The following is a 20,383-nucleotide window of genomic DNA, read 5'->3' on the forward strand; positions in this document are numbered from 1 at the left end:
TCGTGCTCGGCATTATTGTCGCAGGATTTGTCACTTACCAAACCAATCAAGTTTTTGGTACGCCTTCATTGCCTATTACAAGGTATATGATCACGCAAATTTCTGGCGGATTATCGTTGTTTTCGGTTATTATATTAGTCATCTATTCAGGTGAAGCGGTGCACCGAACCAGACAGAGCAAAACCTTTGAGTTTTACGATGCTTTGCCAATTAGTAATTCAACGTTATACCTTTCCAAAATTATTGCACTCGTTGGCGTGGCTGCGGTTTTGACCTTGCTCAATGTGGTGGTTGCCATTCTTTATCAAACTTTTAATGGCTATTTTGATTATGAATTGGGCATGTCGCTGACTTACAATTTCGCATTTGTTTTTCCAAGTTTTGTGATGACGGTTTTGTTGGCGTTTTTTATTCAGGTATTGATCAATAATAAATTTCTGGGCCATTTTACGGTCATTCTCATCTATATTGGTGTACCAATATTTATGACATTAGTTTTCAAAACTTCAAATCCGTTGGTCATTTTTGGTGGGACACCAGGAGGATTTATAAGTGATTTAAATGGTTTTGGTCATTATTTATACGGCAAATTTTGGTTGAATTTATACTGGATTTTATTTACTGCCATTTTTGCAACCATTGGAATTGTATTCTGGAACCGTGGTTTTATTTCGTCTGCCAAAGAACGCATCCAGATCGCCAAACAACGTTTTAACGGAAAAACGACTGGCGTATTACTCTTTTTTGTTTTTGCGTTTTTTGCCGTTGGTGGCTATAGTTATTACAATCTCAAAGTTTTGAACCAACTTGAAGATGGCAATTACAGTGAAAAACTTCTTGCTGAAGCCGAAAAAAAATATGGAAAATATATTGATATGCCCCATGTTCAGATTATCGATTTGAAGGCTTTTATTGATATTTATCCAGAAGATAGAGGCGTGGTTGCCAAAGGCGAATTTAAGGTGATCAATAATTTTGAAAAGCCAATCGACACGCTTTTAATGGAAGTGAGTTTCCCGATAGCTGATACAAAAATCACAAAAGTGGTCTATAATGGAAATGTTTTGACGCCATTTTTGAAAGATGAGGAATACCGCATGTTCATTTACAAATTGCCTACAAGCTTACAGCCCGAAGAAACGGCAACTTTAGTTATTGAAACCAAAGTGACTACACATGGATTTTCTATTGATGCTGAAACTGCCATATTGGATAATGGAACATTTTTTAGGGATGTTATTTTCCCATCTTTTCATTATGAGCGTGGATTGGTTGAGAACGGTGTGCGTAAAAAATACGGTCTTGAAACACTCGATTTTTTATATGCGCCTCGAACGGACAGCATCGCTTTAAAGAAAAATCTGTTTAATGAAGATGGTGATTATCTCAATTTTGAGGCTGTCTTAAGCACTTCAAAAGGGCAAACGGCTATTGCTCCGGGCACACTGATAAAACAATGGGACGAGAACGATCGCAGTTATTTTCATTATAAACTTGAGGATAAAACCGATTATTTTTTCAGTTTCATTTCTGCCGATTATGACATTGAAAAAGACGAATGGATAGCACCAAGTGGGAAAAAAGTAGCTATTGAAATCTACCATTCACCAAAACATAAAAGGAATCTCAATTATTTTATCAAAGGTATAAAAGTAGCTTTGGATTATAATTCCAAATATTTTTTGGAATATCCGCATTCCGTTATTCGAGTGATTGAATTTCCGGCACATTCCAGTTTTGCACAGTCGTTTGCAACCACCATTCCATATTCGGAAGATGTTGGTTTTGTTGCCGATTTCTCAAAAGTGGATAGTTATAATTATGCATTCAGGATAACCTCGCACGAAGTGGCGCACCAATGGTGGGGCCATATTGTTACGCCAAGCAAAACTTCTGGTGCCAATATTATTTCAGAAACCTTGGCGGAATATGCATCACTCATGACAATGAAACACGAGTATGGTGAAAACGGCATTAAGGTTTTCTTAAAAAACTCATTGGATACGTATTTAACTGGTAGGAAATTTAGTTTTAAACCTGAACGCACGTTAATGGATGTGGAAACCGGCCAATATATATGGTATGAAAAAGGCTCGATGATCATGTACGATTTGCAGGATGTTGTTGGTGAAGAAGTTATTAACGAAGGTTTAAAAAACTTTTTGGAAGAGTTTAAATATAACCAAAATGGCTATTACGCCACTTCTAAAGATTTGTACGACGCACTGTATGCCGTAACTCCGGATACGTTAAAATACAAGGTTAACGACGGATTTAAAGAAATTGTTTTGTATGAAAACCGAGTGATGGATGCTAAGACCAAACCGCTCGCAAATGGAAAATACGAAACCACATTTACGGTAAATTCCAAAAAGATATATTACGACAATAAAGGTCGTGAAGATCGTGTGGATGACAAAGCCAACTTGGTCGATATTGGATTATTTGGCGAAGATGTGGTTACCGATGATGGCGTTACCATTAAAAATCCGTTGTATTTTAAATTAAAATGGCTAAAACCTGGTGATAATACGTTTACTGTAATTACTGATGAAAAACCGTTAAAAGCAGGTATAGATCCTTATAATAAGTTGATTGACCGCAATTCTGATGATAATTTAAGAACGGTGCAGCAATAAGATAAGAACACAAGTAAATTCCTAAATAAAAGTAAGGCTAGGATTGTTTTTTGAGCAATCCTAGCCTTTCTAATTAAGTGAAAAACAGATGTGGGAATTTACTATTTCTATCGGTTGGCGGTTTAAAAAAGATCGCTCATTTAAACTCTATTGTTTTGTGGCACTACCAGAAATGGAATTGCAGAATGGTAACCCAATTTTTTGACAACGGGCTCCTTTATAAAATCCTCAAGAAAACTATGTTCATAATTAATCATGGTGAGGATGTTAATTTTATTTTCTTCAATAAAATCCTTAATCGCTTGTTCTTTTTTAGAATAATCTGATTTCCAATAAAATGTATGCGGAATATTTCTTAAATATTCTTTTAAAATATTAAAATTAGTACGTTGTGTTTCAGATAATTTATCCATGCCATTGATATGAAGGATATTAACATCCGAATTATGCAAATCAATCAGTTTTTTGATAGCCATTAACTCTCTGCCATAAGTTCTGTTAAAATCCGTTGGAAATCCAATTTGGCTTGGTGTTTCGTATTCATAATTCTTCGGAATTAACAACACAGGACATGATTTTACGTGGTTAATAACGGTCACAGCATTACTTCCCAATAGAAATTCCTGAGCACCTGTAGCACCTTTAGTGCCCATTACCAAAAGATCAATGCGATGTTTTTTTATAGCTGATCGGAGGGCATCGGTCAATGGATCAGTCGTGAAAATTGACTTAAACTCATGATTTTCATTGTTGAATTCTGTTTCTGCACGACGTTTTACTTCGATTAGCTTTTCCTTAGAAATTTCTATAAGGCTATCAATTTCCTTTGGTGATACGTACGTACGCGCACCTGAATTGATATAGCTCCAAGCATGCATAAAATAAAATGTACACGATTGGTTTTTGTATAAATTAATGGCGTAAAGTGCAGCACTCCAAGCGTTATCTGAAAAATCCGTTGGTATTAAAATATGATGTTTCATGTTGTTTCTGTTTAGTGTTTGGTGTAAAATATGGGATATTTTTCACAGTGTGAAATTAGACATTATTTGATAAATGGATCATGATTTTTATCAGTTCGTCTTAAAGCTAGATTTAAGACGTTCTCGCAGAAATATACATTATTTTTGCAAACTGAATTTTGAATGATATGCCACAACACAATAATGATGAGGTTGAAGATAAAAGTTCTGTTTTAGAATCACGTGAAGCCCGATTGATTTCCGATCAGCAGAACAAAGAAATAGTACTTAAAACTTCTTCTGAAAAATCAGTTTCAACGGAAAAAAATTTTTCCGAACGGATGAAAACACATAAATTTTGGTTAGTGCGTGTTATTTATTTCGTTTTCTATTCGGTGTGGATGGTGGTTATGGCCATTGGGATGTTTATTGCTTGGCTCATTGCAATGTTGTTTATATGAGGCGCCAAATTCCTTTAAAATTACTACAATATTATACACTTTTGTCATTGTTGACATTTATTGGTGTCCAAATCCTCAAATTTTTTTCGGTTTCCAATCCCACTTGGATTTTTCATTATCTTAATGATTTTTTGACCATCCCTTTGGTGGCGATGGTGAGTTTACATGGCGTATGGTGGATTAAAAAAGATAGAAGTATTCGGCTGAATATTTTTACGGTTTTTAGTCTGGTTATATTGTTTTCATTCTTTTTTGAATATTATCTTCCACAGCAATCCTACCGTTATACCGCTGATATTTGGGATGTATTTTGTTATATTTTGGGTGGCTTTGTGTTTTTAATGCTACAAAAAATAGAGTAGTATGCATTTTTTTTTAAGTCTTATCCAAATAGAAATTATCGTCGTAAACATCGTTTTCTGATTTTGATGAATCCGCGAAGTCTAGTTGTAAATGGACTGACAACTAGTTGGTTCAGCAAATTTATTTTAAAAAAACATTAACGATTCTAACAGATTTTTCATACCTTAATGTCCCAGTTAATTTTAAAAATCAGATTATGAAAACAAAGAAAAAATTATTGACATTTTTTTACACCGTTGGAATCTTAATGATGGTCATGGGGTTGTATGCTTTTAAATCGGCAAACGTCCACGAAAGCTATTTACCACAAACACCTTGGAAAAATCTTAAAGTTCTTCCCCAGGATATTTCAAAAGACAGTTTAGATTATCTTATGAAAGGTTATACGACAGCACTTAGCGTCAAATGTTCGTATTGCCACGCACCAAGTACGAGCGATGCTTCAAAACTTGATTTTGCAAGCGATCTGAAAATTGAAAAGGAAATTGCACGAGGCATGATAAAAATGACGGACGATTTGAACGCCAATTATTTCCGACCACATTTTCCTGAACCCAAACCAGCACAAGTACACGTTGTAAATTGTGTGCTATGCCATCGGGGTGTAGCCAATCCTGAAAAATACCTATCGCAAATGGGAAGTATGTACCAAACTTATGATCCTGAATTGATTAATCGAAAAGAGAAAATTTTGGAGCAAATGAAAAAGCAGTAAATAAAACTGCTAAAAACTTTAACTAGTTAGGATTTCAATCAAACATATAAAACCTCATAATTTTTTAAACCACATAGTGACATAGTTATTCTTTATATCTATGTGGTTAAATACATGTTCAAATTATTGATTATGAATATTTTACATATTTGGTTGACGATGGTTTTTTCAAGTGTGGTCAAATAATGGCGTGTTTTTTTAAAGTTATATTTACTGAACTATGGATAAGGTTGAATAGCCCAAACTTCCTTTTTCGAGTTTGATTTGTGTGGTAATTCGTTCTTTAAGTGCGCTGACATGAGAAATTACACCAACCGATTTGTCGCCTTCATTTTGCATTTTTTCGAGAATAGTAATAGCTTGATCCAAGGTTTCGGGATCTAACGTACCAAAACCTTCATCAATAAACAACGATTCGATTTTTACGTTTCGGGATGCAATATCCGATAGGGCAAAGGCCATCGCCAAACTCACCAAAAATGTTTCGCCACCCGAAAGTGTTTTGACCGAACGTCGTGAGTTGCCAATATAACTGTCAAAAACTTTGAGCGTATCACTTTTTTCCGCTTCTTCGGCGGTTGGGATATCGAGCAAATACCGATCGCTAAATTCGGCTAATCTTTTGTTTGCAAAACCAATAAGCTGTTCCAAAGTTAAATCCTGAACAAAGTTTGAGAACTTATTGCCATTGGCATCACCAATTAAATCGGTCATCGTTTTCCAAAGGGCAAAATCCTTTTTCAATAATTTTAATTCTTCCAACACGTTTTGCTGGCGAATCCGGGCTTTAGAATCTTCTTCTAAATGCTGTGCAATTTTCCCTGAATTGATTAAAAGTTCATCCAATTCCTTCTTTAAAGTACGAAATAAAGTATTTAAAGCATCGATCGATAGGTTGGCGTCATCTTTTTCCTTTAACTCTTTGATCGTTTTTTGGAGTGCTATTTCACGCTCAGAAATACGGGTTTGTGTTTCCTTTAATTTGCTTTGTTGATTCCGTATTCTGATGGCTTTTTCTTCGGGAAGAATAGCATTTCTTAAAGCTTCTGTACTTTTTAATTGCTCGTTTAAGATAATGGAATCGAGTGTATTTTGTTTTTTAACGTAGTCGTTTGTCAAAGTTTTTAGCTTCAAAATAGCATCTTGAAGTTGCTTTTCAGAAGAAGTTAAATCGGCAATACTTCTTGTGATTTGTGATGATAAAACACTTGTTTTTTGATTGATATCATCTTGATCATAAAGCGAAACACGGGCTTTCTTTTTTTCAATATAAATGGTCAATGCCGATTGCCACTGCTGCAAACTGATTGAGGCATCTTGTAAAATGGCTTGCGCTTGAAACGCTTTTTTAGAGTTTTCAGCGTGTTGAATATTTTTATGGAGTGCATTGGATTGGTTTTGAAGTTGTTCCAAACTATCTTCGGGATTCCATTTTAGCTGCTGCGCAAGTGCTAACAGAAGTTTTTGGTTTTCAGATTTTTCCACGGAATTTTTCTGAATTTCAGACGTGAAATTCATAATCTTTTCTTTCTGGAAATTATTTTTCTGACTTAAACTAATAGCCAGTTCCGATTGGGTTTCGAGCAACCTCTTTTTTTCTTTTAACAACGCTTCTTTCACATCAAAAACAGGTTCGTGCAAAGCATAAGGATGGTCCAACGATCCACATAACGGACATGGCTGCTCCGGAATTAATTGTTGACGATAGACGTTTAGGTTTTGGTGTTTTCGTTGTGCTTCAAGTTGTGTTTCGAGTGTTGTTAATTCCGATTTTAGGTTGAAGATTTCAGTTTCTAAAACCGCAATCTTTTTGATATCTTCTTGAAGATTGTTTTCCTCTTTTTTTAGACTTTCATGAAGATTTTTAAGCGTTGTTTTGTATTTTAAATCCAGCTCTTTTTTAAGAAGAAGTTTTCCAGAGCTGTCGTTCAAAACACGGAGATCAGCCAGTCTGGTTTCCAAGGCATTTAGTGAATCTTGCCCTGAAGCCTTAATGAGTTCCTGAACAGCGTTTTGTAAAGCCTCAAATTGTGGTTGGAATTCATTGATTTTATCAGCATTTCCTATTTTATAGCCTAGAGTATTTAAACTTCGGAGATAATTATTGAGCTGATTTTGATGTAATTTGGCTTCATCCAATTTCATCTTTTCATCCGATTGAAGCTCGTTGATATTATTTCGAAACGCTTCCAGTTTTAAATTGGCCGATGTAATTTCTGTTTTTTCCTTCACCAGTTTAGAAACCGTATCCAGATAGGATTTTTGTTGGATTTCAATGTCTGATTTTGATTTTTTAATCTGTTCCAAATGATCGTTCAGCTTTGAGATTTCGAGGGTTGTTGTGTCAAAGTCCCTTAAAATATCAGCGTATTTTGAAAGTCTTTCATGAGTGGCCAAAACGGTTATAAAAGGTTCAAACACTTTAAAATCGTCCGAATATTTTTGTTTTTCTACGTCCAGATCTTTCCATTCTGACTGCTTTTTCTGCAATTCTTCTCGGATTCTTATTTTTTCGTTGGCAGCCTTATAATCTTTCTCAATTTTGGGTTTTACCTGGATCAATGTTTTTAGTTCGGCATTTTTTTCGGCAATCATTTCAGCCGAAAGAAGCTCAATAGTTTCAAGGCCGGCCTCCTTGAGTTTGATGGTGTTTTCAAGCTCTTTATATTGCTGATATACCGCTTTCCCAATATTTCTATAGGAACGTGCGCCAGTGATGTCTTCCAATAATTTATTGCGTTCATTTCTTGGGGCTTGTAAAAGTCTGCTAAATTCACCTTGCGATAATACCATGGCTTTTACAAATTGTTCATAGCTCAACCCAATAATTTGCTGATTTTTTTCTGGTGTTTTTGTACCCGTTTCAATAATTTCATTGGTGGCCATGTCCACCAACTCTTGTTTTCGGGGATTGAGATTGTTATTTCTGTTACGTTCAATGGACCAATGCGAGCGGTATTCTTTTCCGTTGGCACGGTATTCCACTTCGGCAAAACAATGTTTCATGTTACGGGTCATTACGCCGCCGTCATCTTCCAGCATGGAGTTACTTACGGCTTTGTCCACACGTGCAATACGATTGAACAATGCCAAGGTGATCACATCGAGCAAGGTCGATTTTCCTGATCCTGTTGGTCCGGTAATGGCAAAAAGTCCTGCATCGGCAAGCCAACCATTTTCAAAATCGATGTCGTGGCGTCCTTTTAGAGAATGAATGTTTTCAAATCTGATTTTTAAAATTTTCATTGTTCTAGAGGTTTAATCGTTCTAATAATTCGCGAAAAGCATTTTTAAGTTCTTCGGTATTTTCCAATCCGCTTTGTAATTCCAGTTTTTTTTCAAACATCTGTAGGGGTGTTACATCGGCCACATCGGTCCCAACGGCAAAAGCATCGCTGGCACCTCTAATTCTACTTTTAAAGTTGAGCCGCGATTTTACAATTTCGATATTTCGGTTGATTTTTGTCGCTATAAGTTCTTCAAAAGCTTGTTGTCTTTCAATACTTTCAATGGGTTCATTGACAATAATTTCAGCCAACGAAGTTAAAGTTGTGACTTCGGAATATGCTTTTATTTTAGCTTCGACTTCTTGAAGATTGCCTTCAAAAGTAATTAGATTTCGATGTTTTGGAATCGGTATATTATCGATAGTAGCGATGTTATTGTTTTTTATGGTAATGACATTAACCTGTTTTTGATCTTCTTTTTCCGAAAAACTCAATGGAATCGGCGAGCCGCTATAATAAATGTTTTGCTCCGAAGAAATGGCTTGTGGTTTATGAATATGTCCCAACGCTACATAATGCGGAATATCTTCAAACATTTTGGTTTCAACACCGGCTTGATTGCCAATTTGGATATCGCGCTCACTTTCTGAAAGTTCGCTGCCCTGAACATACAAATGGCCCATTACAATAAATACTTCATCAGAAAAATGGGTTTTGTAATGGTTGTTGATACTTGAAAAATATGCTTGCAACCCCGACTTTATCTGTTCTATTTTAGTAGCATAGGATTCGCCGGCTACTGATTTACGAATATCCCGATCTTTGAGAAACGGCACTGCGGCGATCACCAGTTTTTCATTGTTTTTTTCGATCGGAATAAATAAATCACTAATATTGTCAGTAGCACCACCAATCACGCTAATATTAAAAGCATTGAGGAGTTGGGCTGGAGCATTTAACGCAGCGGCCGAATCGTGATTTCCTCCGGTCAAAATAATTTTGCAATTGGAAGGCATCAATCTTTTTAAAACATCGTAATACTGTTTAAATGCGGCTTGCGACGGATTGGCCTGATCAAAAATATCACCAGAAACCAAAAGCACATCAATATGATTTGTTGTAATATAATCGATGAGCCATTCAAAAAACAAATCGAGGTCTGCACTCAAATCAAATTTGTGAAGTTGTTTTCCAATGTGCCAATCGGACGTGTGTAGGATTTTCATTTTAAAACGATTATTACTGTAAATCTATACTATATATAAGGTATAAAGAAATGGTTTTAATTGGAGATTGCGTGAGTATCTTTTTAATTTCCTTTTAGGCGTGCCCATAAATCGCCCATCATTTTTTTGCCATCGCGCTTGTCTTTTTTTTGTTCTACAAATTGGATGTCGCCATTGGCATCGGTAACAATCTCATATTGAAACACAAAATTTTGTGCTCCTTTTTCCATACTGAGCAAACCAAATCTCAAATCGTTATATAATAGTTGATGCTCTGTTTTTATAATGGTGTACCAACCTTCTGAAATAGCAATCATACGCTGTACTTTTTCATTTTCGGCGAGATTACCAAGAAGTTCGTGGTTCTTTTTATAAGATTCAAAAGTAATGGGCTGCGTATCAAAAAAGGAGTAGTTGGCCAATAAATAGGCATCTTCGGTTTCGATATTGGCACTCCAAAGAATGGTGTTCATGGGCGAAGGCCGCGTGTCGATTTGTTTATAGACAATGTTCCGATCATTTAAAGCCGATTCAAATTTTGAAAATGCCATCGATTTCAATAAAAAAGTCACTCCTATATATAGAGTACTCACGCCAAGTCCCATATAATTATAGACCCGTCGTTTTTTGGAAGTTTTGTTTTGAAACATGGTCAAAATCAGAAACACTAAAAACGGAACGGTATAAAGCGGATCGATTACAAAAATCGTTTTGAAAGCCAGGCGCATGTCCAAAGGCCAAAACAATTGAGTGCCCCAAGTAGTCTGAGCATCCAGAAGGGGATGGGTTATAAAACCCCAAAAAAATAGCCACGACCAACCTTTTATGTTTTTGTAGGATTCGTACCGCGTGACCAACCATGCAAAAATAGGTGCAAAAACGACGGAAAATATTATGGAGTGCGTAAATCCTCTATGGATTTCTAATGCCGATACGGTATCTGTAAAATAGGATGAAAATATATCCAAATCAGGAATGGTTCCAGCAATGGCACCATATAACATGGCTTTGTTGCCAATTTTTTTTCCTAAAACGACTTCGCCAACGGCGGCTCCTAATACAATTTGTGTGAATGAATCCATAAATTAAAAGTAAAAGTAAGACAAATTATACACTTTAATATATGGAGGTTTTGTTATAGCTAAAGGTTTAAATTTAGCATTTTTGTTCAACTTAATAAGTGGTTGATTATTAGTTGTTAAGCGTCTTGTTTAAAGGTGTTAAAAATTAATTTTTTATATATCTTAGGTTTAATCAAAAAACTATATTTCAATCAATTGCACGGATTTACAGTTAAATTTTACAAATAATCGACCAAACGCTTGTTTTTTACGTTTAATTACATAAATTTGCGATAGTAACTCCTAAATACCTATTATGAAAACTAAACTTACACTACTAAGCGTTGCTTTTTTATTGATAACGACCTTGGGTTTTGCACAGAAAGAACCTCAAAGTATTATCAGCGGAAAAGTTTCTATCGCAAAGTATCATGATCGCGCCCAATTGGAAGCGCTTCCAAAAGGAAGTCTTTTGACTTTGTATAACGAGCGCATTGAAGTTATAGTTAAGATTTTACCTAATATTGCTTTTGCTACCAAACCAGGAATTACGATGACGTCATTGGGAATTCCGGATACAAAGGATAACAGAAAAGCATTAGAAGAAAATATTAAAGCGGTTAATACTTATTTTGAAAGTACAATGTCATTCCAAGAAAAGGTGTTGCCATATTCAGATAAAAATAATTTAATTTCGGCGATACTTTTTTATGAAGAAACGTTGAAGTCATTACACACCTATAGTGAGTTCAATAAATATTAAATGATTTTTAAAAGTATTAATTTTTAAATCCCAGAGGAAACTTTGGGATTTTTTGTTGATTGCTATTTACAATTAGTTCTAATGTTCTAATTCTTTGTATAACATTTTGGTTGTAGGCTATTAATGGCATTAAAATTATTGATTATATTATTTTAATTGTAGGATTTAGATTACGAATAAAAATAAATTAATGTATTTCATCGACTTTATTTGTATTTCATAGGATTTGTGCCTACATTTGAATCAAATAGTTAATAAATCCTAAATCTATTACTAATTACATGACTTATGAAAAATCTTACTCAAACCATATGTTTATTCCTTTTGATGGTTGGCAGCAGTTTTGCGCAACAGGAAAAAGGAATTACAGGAAAAAACAATTGGTTAAATAATTGGACAGAATTTAGACCCAATACAATTGAAACCGATGAGCCTACCCAAATACTAAGTGGCAACATTACCCAAGATACTAAATTGGTAAAGCGCGAAACTTATCTATTATTAGGCAGTGTTTTTGTAACCAATGGGGCGACGCTTACCATTGAACCAGGAACTGTTATTATTGGTGACTTCACAACGAATGGCTCTCTTATTATTTCTAAAGGATCAAAAATTATTGCCGAAGGACGAGAAACGGACCCGATTACTTTTACCTCCAACCGAAGTGTCAAGAAAGAAGGCGACTGGGGCGGTATTTTTATTTTGGGCGATGCGCCCATTAATAAATTTGGAAATGGATCATCTGTTAATTATGGATTGCAACCTTCAGCTTTTGAAAATATCAGTTACGGTGGTTTGAACGAAGCTAGTAATTCGGGTGTGTTAAAATATGTCAAAATTGAATTTGCTGGAAAGCGCACCAAAGATTACGGATATTTTAGTGCTTTAACTATTGCGGGCGTTGGAAAAGAGACCGTTATAGAAAATGTGATGGTGAGTTATGCCGAAGGTAATTCCTTTAGTATAATAGGAGGTGTGGTAAATCTCGAAAAAATGGTCTCCTTTAGATCTAAGAGCAACGATTATGAATTTAATTATGGAACACAATGCCAAATTAATAATTCGTTGGCCATCAGATCGCCTTATGTTTCTGGCCCAAATGGATCGCGCGCTATGTACGTCGCATCTTATGACAATAAAAATGATGTGGACCTTAGCAAAAAAGGCACTTTTGTAAAAGCTGAAAATCTGACCTTAATTAATGTCAGTGATAATTTGGCCAATGACGTAAAAGTCGGTTTGGTAAAGGAGGCACTTTATATTGCAGAGAACGCCGCATTGGATATTAATAAAAGTGTGATTTCTGGTTTTAATCCGGCCGTCATTATTGACAGTAAAGTTACAATAAATGATGAAAGCCTGAGTAAAATGAAATTTACCGACATGTATTTTAACAATTGTAATGGAAACATATATAAGGAGAACGATTCTAATAATGCCGATCTAGAAAATTGGTATGGCAACCGTTCATTTTTTAATGTGTATTCTAAAAGTACTGATGCTGAAACGTTTATTGACGTTAAAAATGTAAGACGACCAGATTTTAGACTTCGAATTAATAAAATTATTGCATCAACGGAGATAGATATTGATTAATAACCTATAATTTTTTGAAAGAGATGGCCCCAAATTCCTACTCACTTTCCAGTTTATTACTTGTCAGAACGCTGACAGGTTTTCTTGATATGCGATTGTAGTTTGAATTTATAAATGGCATGTTCTCAGCAAAATGCGTGACGCCCACAAAACGGAATTATAACTAATTAACTGTGAATGCATAAAACTACTACTGTAATGAGACCTTTTTTTGTATTTGGTGTTTTTGTCCTATTATTTTCTGGACAACTTAATGCCCAGATCGTTATTGGTGCGCCTAATTTAGGGTTTACAAGTGCTTGTGCAGGTGAGGCATTTAATACATATAATGTAACGTTTGCATTTACGTCAGAATCTGGGTTGAATTCTACCAATCAATTTAAGCTTGAATTATCTGATGCCACAGGTAATTTTTCAAATGCGGTTGTGGTATATACCTCCCAGCCGGGCGCAATTACCTCATCACCAGCAACGTTAACTTTTCAATTGCCTGAGGATACTGCTGGCGAAGGTTATAAACTGAGGGTTAAAAGTACAGCACCGGCGGCTAGTAGTGGAAATTCTGTAGCTTTTGCAGCCTATTACAAACTTCATGACAGTTCATTTACGATTAATAATTTTGTGTCTACTGGTGCATTTTGTACAGGTGGAAGTTATTTGTTAGCTATTGATGAAGTTTCTGGCAGCGGATCTTATGGCTCGCCATTAAACTTTCCGTCGTTAACCTATAAATGGTACAAACAAACCAGTCCCACAACAACAGTGTATGCAGGTGAAGGCAATACACTAACGGTAACGCAACCAGGTACTTATTATGTAAGAACAAATTATGGTTCGTGTAGCTCCGATTCTTATTCCAACCAAGTGACCATAAGTGAAATTTCATCTGGGAATACCGAAACCAATATCGTTTCGAGTTTGGGAAATCCGTTTTGTGCGGAAAATGGCAAGACCACTTTAAAGACCATCGGCGGCATGAGTTACCAATGGTTTAAAAACGGAACCCTAATTTCGGGAGCCACGCAACAGACTTATGAGACTAATAGTTCGGGCACGTATTCAGTAAAAGTAGATTTGGGAAGTTGTTCTGCAACAGGTACCATTGAATTGAAAAGCCAAGGTTTTGAAAGTTCCATTAATGTGGCCGAACACAATCAAATAGATTCTGGCGAATCTTTGACAGTAACGGTTACCACAAATGCCACAAATCCTAAATTTGAATGGTATTATAATGATACTCAAATTTCTGGAGCAACATCAGATACTTTTAACGCCACTGCTTATGGTAATTATAAAGTCGTAGTGAGCCAAACCACAGGCTGTTTGGTTTCAGAAGAGTACGTGTTTACCTTGAGCCAAACCATGGAGCCTTTCCCTGAAGTAGAAAAAATCCCCAATCTTATTAGTCCTAATGGTGATGGCGTGAATGATACCTGGATTATTCCTACAAAATATGTCGCAGGTTCTAATGCTACCGTCATTATCATGAACAATCAAGGAAAAGTTGTTTTACAAACCACATCATATATGAACAATTGGCCCCAAAATCAATTGGAATTGAACAGTATCAACCAAGTATTTTATTATATCATCACCACAACTGATCAACAAACAAAAAAAGGATCCATTACTGTAGTTAAATAAGATGAAACCATTGTTCCTACATAGCAATCAGATTCCACAAGGCTTTTCAAGAATGGCTCAACAATTCTATGAGAAAGTTTTGGGTTACCCTCAGATTCGAACATTGCTGTTAACTTTAATCTGTTTTGGTGCCACTCAGTTGATTTATGCCCAAGAAGATGACGGTGTGGTATCCTTATCCTTGCCGGTACGAAATTCGTTGACCTTTAACAGATATCTTATCAATCCGACGTTTAGTTTTGTCCGCGAGCAAAACAAATATATAAGTGCTTATAACAAAAGGGAATGGGTGCAATTTGACGATGCGCCCCAAACGTATTTATTGGGATATTCTGGACGATTTGCCGAAAATATTGGTGCTGGTATTGGTTTGTTCCAACAAGATTATGGCGTTCTGACCACTTATGGAGGTGTTGTAAACTTTGCTTATAATGCACAATTGACAAGTGAAAATAACTTGACTTTTGGTTTGAATTTGGGCGTTTACAAAAGCGGATTGAATACGGGAAAAGTGATTACCAATTTTTCTGATCCTTCATTAAATAATATTCCGTCGCACCTATTACTGACTGCTAATCCGGGGATTAACTACGGTACCACCTTTTTGGATTTTGGGGTGTCCATTAACAATTTGGTGCTTTACAATCTGCAATCTTCAGAACTTATTAAAGACGATCCGCGCCAAAGCATTCAGGCGCACGTTATGTACACGGGTTATATGCACGGAAGAGGTTTTTTTGAACAAGCGAAGTTTTCCGGATTGTTAAAATCTGAAATAGGAAAAGAAAGCACCATCGTATCAGGAATTTTGATGATGACTTCACCAAAAGGAATTTGGGCACAAGTTGGGTTCAATTCACTCTATGGCGGATCGGCAGGACTGGGATTGAACATTACCGAACAAATTGCCATCGAATATAATTTTGAAAAAGCTTTGGGTGATATGACCAATTTTGGACCGTCGCATGACATTACCTTGGCCTTCAAATTTAAGAATAACAGCAATTATAAGTACCACGATGATGATGAAATGGGAACTATTTTCAAATCTGATTCAAAACGAGTTTTAGCGTCATCACAACCAAAAATAGATCCGGAGACCAGAGCACAATTGGCTGAGGAATCAAAAAATAGACGCGACAGCATAAGACAGAGAGCTCAAGCTAAAGCAGAAACGCGTGCTCAAATAGCTGCCGACGAACAAAAACGTTCGGATAGTATAGCCAAAGCAAGAACGGAAGCCTTGGCACTGGCTGCACAAGAAAGAAAAGCTGCTCAAGATAAAGTTAGGGCAGAAGCACAAGCCAAGGCCGCTGAGAAAATAAAATTAGCTGCAGAAGCGAAAGCCAAAGCCGATCAGGAAGCGAAGGATAAGTTCCCTGCATTGGAGCGTGCTAATGCACTCGCCAAAGCTAAAGCCGACCAAGAAGCTAAAGATAAATTGGCCGCACAACAAAAAGCCGCTGCCGATGCAAAAGCCAAAGCAGATGCCGATGCCAAATTAGCCGCAGCAGCCAAAGCTAAAGCCGACCAAGAAGCTAAAGATAGATTGGCCGCACAACAAAAAGCCGCTGCCGATGCGAACGCCAAATTAGCGGAACCAACCACGCAGCAAATTGAAGCGGTTAAAAACCCTACCGATGCTATTGGAATTTCGATGAAATCGGTTGCTGATTTGACCGAAGCTTCAAAAAACACCCAAAATGAATTGTTGGCGCAATTCAACGAGGTCGTTGCGAGTAAAAATAAAGACTTACAAGACCTAAAACAAGAAAATGATTTGAGCGAACAAGGTATTTATAGTGCTCCAAAACCATTTAAGAGCATATCTGATGAAAATGCCAAGTTGGCAACTATTAAAACTGATTTGGACAATATTATCAAAACTAATAACGACCGAATTAAAGAGTTGGATAAATTATATAATGACCGACTTAAAGTAGCAACGCTCAGAAATGATGAGGTGACCTTGTATTACCAAAAAGCACTCGAAACTTTAAAAGCGGAACAATTAAATGCTATTAAAACAAGAACCGATTTGACTACAACTTTGGAAAGAATTAATGAAGCTACTGAAGTTGAAAGAAAACGACGTATTAAACGTGCCACCTATACCAGTGAGGAAGGACGTTATATGCAAGATAGGGCTACTTTGAAGATGATTAAGGAACGTACCAGCCTGAGCCCAGTGCCTTTAAAAGCTGAAGATTTTGATTTTGGTGAAAAGCAAGGCAGTAATATCCAGATTGTTAAAAATGTGGAGCATGTTGAAAACGGCTATTACGTTGTGGTAGCGGTGCATACCGATGTTGCAAAACGCGATGAGTTTTTAACTAAAGCCATTGCTGCAGGCCAAACTAATGTTGATTTCTTCTATGATGTCAATACGAGTAAATATTTCATCTATTATAAGAAAGTAGATGGTGTTGCTGCCGCCATGGAAGCGTTGAAAACCAAAGGCAGCCAACCGTATAATGATCAAATGTCAATTATAAAAATAGAAAACTAATTACATGAAAAAATCGCGTTAGCCACAATGCCCCTTGTTGCTAACACAAAAAATAAAAAATCTACCAAACTAAACCTACCATTATGAAAAACTCTACTTTTTCTACCAAATTCCTTATTGCCATCCTTCTGCTGTTTATGGGGTGGGAAATATCTGCACAGAATTATATTCCATTTGTGCCACGATATGATGAGGCTATTAAAGGTGATATGCTCCTAATTGGGAATAATAATCTAAGCGTGCATAAAACCAATGCATATACCGGAAATACTAATAATGAGAACTCCAATAATAGAGATAGAATGGTGTATGTTGACATTGATACTGACAATTCAACATTTAATTCCAGTAGTGCTGATTTAAACGTACCAAGTGATACAGGCTGTTATAAAGTGGTTTATGCGGCATTATATTGGAGTGCCGTTGTAAAAGGCAATACTCCCATGGAAAATATTAAATTTAAAACCCCTGGTAGTACAAGTTATGTAGATTTGACTGGTGATGAAATTTACTATCAAAATTCTTCTAATATAAGAAACTCTAATACTTATGTTTATTATAAGGATATCACGGATATTATTGGAGGATTGACTAATGCTGAAGGTACCTATACGGTAGCGAATATTTCTTCGATGACTTCTGCGGATGTTGTAGGAAATCGAAATAGTGAAGGCTTATCAGCTGGATGGTCCATGTTTGTTATTTATGAAGATCCTTTATTACCAAGTAAATACATTACTTCGTTTGATGGTTATACAAAAATAGATAATAAAGGTTCTAATACTGAACAAACTTTTCTTATTGATGGTTTTAAAACGATACCAGTAGGGCCGGTTCGTGCCAAATATGCGTTTAGTGCTTTAGAAGGTGATAAAAGTTGGGCAGGTGATTATTTGGAAATTAATGGGACTAAAATTGGAGCTTCAACGGCTGGAGGAACAACCATTCGTCCAACAGATAACTTTTTTAATAGTTCGGTTTCCATTATTGATCCTAACACCAATGCACCTACGCCTTTTGTTGATAGAAATCCTGCGAGTTCTAATACTTTGGGATTTGATGCTGGTATTATCAATATTCCCAATGCAGGAAATAGTATTATCAAAAACAATGATACTTCAGCTAATATTAAATTAGGCACTAAAACAGATATTTATTACTTCTACTTTAGTGCTTTCGCCATTGAAATTATTGCCCCTAAAATAGTGTTGACCAAAATTGTTGAAGACGCCGCAGGAAATAATATAGGTGGACAGGAAGTAGATTTAGGGACTGAGCTTAATTATGTGCTTGGTTTTCAAAATACAGGAAATGATGATGCCACAAATTTAATTATTAGGGATATTCTTCCTCAAAATATTGAGTTCAATTATCCACAAGATATAGGCATTTTACCAGATGGTGTTTCTGTACAAAGTTATAATGCTGCAACCAGAGAGATTATCTTTAAGGTTGAAAATCGAATTGTTGAAATTGGAGATCCGGTCAAGGAAATTCGTTTTAAAGTAACAGTTGTTAGAGAATGTAGTAAGCTAAATGATGCCTGTTCCAATATTATTAGTAATCAGGCTTTCAGCACTTATAATGGTACTGATAATCCAAATTTCGTCATTTCTGACGATCCAAGTTTTAAGGAAAATACTGGCTGTTTGTTAACACCTGGTGCGACCAACTTTTTGGCAGATATTAAATGTTCTTTTGAAGAAGACGTTATTTTATGTGGGGCCAATGTGACCTTAACCGCTGGTAGTGGTTATGATTCCTATAGATGGACCGACGCCACCGGAACTGTAATTGGCAATACACAATCTATTATCGTGAAGAAAGCAGGAACTTATTATGTTCATAATACCGCTACGGCACCCTGTCAATCCATCGATCAAATTTTTAATGTGGTTACTTATGGTGAAAATGATGAAAATCCGGTGCTTCCGTTTGCTGATAAAATTGAAATATGTCCAAATGATGGCAAGAAATTACCCTATATCTTTTTGTGCGGTGCTACTGACGTACGTGAAATCAGAACCAATATTACTGATACTTCAGCAATCATTTGGGAGAAACTTAACGAAGGAAGCTGTTCCACAGAAACTAACGGTCAATGTGCCAACGAAAATATAACATGTTCATGGAGTGAAGTAGGTTCAGGTCCTAATTTTGATGTCAAGTTAGCAGGACAATACCGAGTAACCTTACATTATGAAGGCGGTTGTTTTAGCCAATATTATTTTAACGTGAATTCCAATCTTTTGGAGCCAACGGTAACTTCAAAAGATATTATCTGTGGTAATCCTGGTGAGATTGTAGTTGGTGGTGTGCCTGCTAATTATCTATATAGTATTGATGGCGTTAACTGGCAAACAAGCAATACTTTTTCAATTGCAACTGGCGGCAAATATAATGTGACCGTTAAACAAGTTGGTGTGGATTCAAATCCATGTATTTTCCCGGTGCCTGAAGTTCAGATCAGGGAGCGCAACTTTACGGGAACTGCTGTGGTTTCACAACCACTATGTTATGGAGACAAAGGAAGTGTGAAATTGGCTGCCAACGATGCAGGACCACAATATTTTTACAAACTATCTAAAGATGGTACGCAAATCCATAGCGTTGGTCCAATTATGGAAAGTGACTATGAGTTTGCTAATTTAAGTCCAGGAAATTATACCGCTACGATTTCTACAGAAGATAACTGTATCGAAACTGTTGAATTTAAAATTATTGCACCAGAATTATTAACAGCAACATCGGCTATTACAAAACCTTTATTGCCTTGTGAAATTGGTGGTGGAGATATAGGCGGAAGTGGACCTATAGAAGGCGATGGAAGTGATGATGAGCAAGACGATGTTGCCGTATTAGGTGGCATTATCACTGTATATCCAAAAGGTGGTACTTCGCCATATTATTATTTTGTAAATGGTTCCACTGAATTTCAAACTGCACCAGAAATTGTGGTTAATGAGCCAGATACTTATACCATTAGAGTGGTGGATGCCAATGATTGTGAGACCATAATAGAAAGAGAAATTAAAGAAACCCCAGCTCCAGAAGTAGAGGTGACCTTTGAAGGTGTGTTTTGTAATGATCCAAACTCAGGAAGCATTGAAATAAAAGTATTAAATACTGGAGGAAATACACTGGCATTCAGTATTGATGGTGGTGCTAACTACGTCAGTTCAAATGTGTTTACTGGACTTATAGCAGGTGATTATGA

General features: G+C 36.2%; 12 protein-coding genes and 1 pseudogene. 9 read left to right on the top strand and 4 right to left on the bottom strand.

Annotated features, from left to right (window positions below; all coding sequences use genetic code 11):
- On the top strand, positions 1–2,639 hold a 2,639-nt coding region (locus VNJ50_RS12210; protein ID WP_325582304.1), incomplete at its 5' end, for an ABC transporter permease/M1 family aminopeptidase.
- A gap of 140 nt (positions 2,640–2,779) precedes the next feature.
- Here VNJ50_RS12210 and VNJ50_RS12215 read toward each other — a convergent pair.
- Positions 2,780–3,622, bottom strand: a complete 843-nt coding sequence (locus VNJ50_RS12215) for a universal stress protein (protein ID WP_325582306.1) — start codon at positions 3,620–3,622, stop codon at positions 2,780–2,782.
- Between the two features lie 167 nt (positions 3,623–3,789).
- Between VNJ50_RS12215 and VNJ50_RS12220 the strand changes: the two genes are divergently transcribed.
- The 3 genes from VNJ50_RS12220 (at position 3,790) to VNJ50_RS12230 (ending at position 5,140) form a co-directional block, all read left to right on the top strand.
- The gene (locus tag VNJ50_RS12220) at positions 3,790–4,062 is read left to right on the top strand and encodes a hypothetical protein (RefSeq protein ID WP_325582308.1); all 273 of its coding nucleotides are present in this window, start codon (positions 3,790–3,792) and stop codon (positions 4,060–4,062) included.
- A complete protein-coding gene (locus VNJ50_RS12225) occupies positions 4,059–4,424 on the top strand; it encodes a hypothetical protein (protein WP_325582310.1) in 366 nt (121 codons plus the stop codon). The genes VNJ50_RS12220 and VNJ50_RS12225 overlap by 4 nt, the downstream gene beginning before the upstream one ends.
- A gap of 197 nt (positions 4,425–4,621) precedes the next feature.
- Positions 4,622–5,140 carry a c-type cytochrome gene (locus VNJ50_RS12230; protein ID WP_325582312.1) on the top strand — a complete coding sequence of 173 codons (519 nt, stop codon included), beginning with the start codon at positions 4,622–4,624 and terminating at the stop codon, positions 5,138–5,140.
- Between the two features lie 210 nt (positions 5,141–5,350).
- Here VNJ50_RS12230 and VNJ50_RS12235 read toward each other — a convergent pair whose 3' ends face one another.
- From VNJ50_RS12235 to VNJ50_RS12245, 3 genes are all read right to left on the bottom strand, one after another.
- The gene (locus VNJ50_RS12235) at positions 5,351–8,386 is read right to left on the bottom strand and encodes an AAA family ATPase (protein ID WP_325582314.1); all 3,036 of its coding nucleotides are present in this window, start codon (positions 8,384–8,386) and stop codon (positions 5,351–5,353) included.
- Between the two features lie 4 nt (positions 8,387–8,390).
- Positions 8,391–9,593, bottom strand: a complete 1,203-nt coding sequence (locus VNJ50_RS12240) for an exonuclease subunit SbcD (RefSeq protein WP_325582316.1) — start codon at positions 9,591–9,593, stop codon at positions 8,391–8,393.
- Between the two features lie 83 nt (positions 9,594–9,676).
- Positions 9,677–10,675 carry a metal-dependent hydrolase gene (locus VNJ50_RS12245; RefSeq protein ID WP_325582318.1) on the bottom strand — a complete coding sequence of 333 codons (999 nt, stop codon included), beginning with the start codon at positions 10,673–10,675 and terminating at the stop codon, positions 9,677–9,679.
- Between the two features lie 295 nt (positions 10,676–10,970).
- On the opposite strand from VNJ50_RS12245, the gene VNJ50_RS12250 reads away from it, so the two are divergent.
- The 5 genes and pseudogenes from VNJ50_RS12250 to VNJ50_RS12270 form a co-directional block, all read left to right on the top strand.
- Complete coding sequence (locus VNJ50_RS12250) at positions 10,971–11,417, top strand: hypothetical protein (RefSeq protein WP_325582320.1); 447 nt, start codon at positions 10,971–10,973, stop codon at positions 11,415–11,417.
- A gap of 288 nt (positions 11,418–11,705) precedes the next feature.
- Positions 11,706–13,013, top strand: coding sequence for a hypothetical protein (locus VNJ50_RS12255; RefSeq protein ID WP_325582322.1), 1,308 nt, complete (start codon positions 11,706–11,708; stop codon positions 13,011–13,013).
- 198 nt (positions 13,014–13,211) lie between these two features.
- A complete protein-coding gene (locus tag VNJ50_RS12260) occupies positions 13,212–14,657 on the top strand; it encodes a gliding motility-associated C-terminal domain-containing protein (protein ID WP_325582324.1) in 1,446 nt (481 codons plus the stop codon).
- Position 14,658: 1 nt separating this feature from the next.
- Complete coding sequence (locus tag VNJ50_RS12265; RefSeq protein WP_325582326.1) at positions 14,659–17,166, top strand: PorP/SprF family type IX secretion system membrane protein; 2,508 nt, start codon at positions 14,659–14,661, stop codon at positions 17,164–17,166.
- An 83-nt stretch (positions 17,167–17,249) separates the two neighbouring features.
- Positions 17,250–20,383 (top strand): annotated as a pseudogene (locus VNJ50_RS12270) (chromophore lyase); the annotation flags it as partial.

It is taken from the genome of Gelidibacter sp., assembly GCF_035577925.1.
In the GTDB taxonomy this organism is placed as follows: domain Bacteria; phylum Bacteroidota; class Bacteroidia; order Flavobacteriales; family Flavobacteriaceae; genus Gelidibacter.

What these genes read in the sequence shown, in the direction of transcription:
- VNJ50_RS12215 (WP_325582306.1), bottom strand. Translation starts at nt 3,622, where the DNA reads ATGAAACATCATATTTTAATACCAACGGATTTTTCAGATAACGCTTGG.
- VNJ50_RS12220 (WP_325582308.1), top strand. Translation starts at nt 3,790, where the DNA reads ATGCCACAACACAATAATGATGAGGTTGAAGATAAAAGTTCTGTTTTA.
- VNJ50_RS12225 (WP_325582310.1), top strand. Translation starts at nt 4,059, where the DNA reads ATGAGGCGCCAAATTCCTTTAAAATTACTACAATATTATACACTTTTG.
- VNJ50_RS12230 (WP_325582312.1), top strand. Translation starts at nt 4,622, where the DNA reads ATGAAAACAAAGAAAAAATTATTGACATTTTTTTACACCGTTGGAATC.
- VNJ50_RS12235 (WP_325582314.1), bottom strand. Translation starts at nt 8,386, where the DNA reads ATGAAAATTTTAAAAATCAGATTTGAAAACATTCATTCTCTAAAAGGA.
- VNJ50_RS12240 (WP_325582316.1), bottom strand. Translation starts at nt 9,593, where the DNA reads ATGAAAATCCTACACACGTCCGATTGGCACATTGGAAAACAACTTCAC.
- VNJ50_RS12245 (WP_325582318.1), bottom strand. Translation starts at nt 10,675, where the DNA reads ATGGATTCATTCACACAAATTGTATTAGGAGCCGCCGTTGGCGAAGTC.
- VNJ50_RS12250 (WP_325582320.1), top strand. Translation starts at nt 10,971, where the DNA reads ATGAAAACTAAACTTACACTACTAAGCGTTGCTTTTTTATTGATAACG.
- VNJ50_RS12255 (WP_325582322.1), top strand. Translation starts at nt 11,706, where the DNA reads ATGAAAAATCTTACTCAAACCATATGTTTATTCCTTTTGATGGTTGGC.
- VNJ50_RS12260 (WP_325582324.1), top strand. Translation starts at nt 13,212, where the DNA reads ATGAGACCTTTTTTTGTATTTGGTGTTTTTGTCCTATTATTTTCTGGA.
- VNJ50_RS12265 (WP_325582326.1), top strand. Translation starts at nt 14,659, where the DNA reads ATGAAACCATTGTTCCTACATAGCAATCAGATTCCACAAGGCTTTTCA.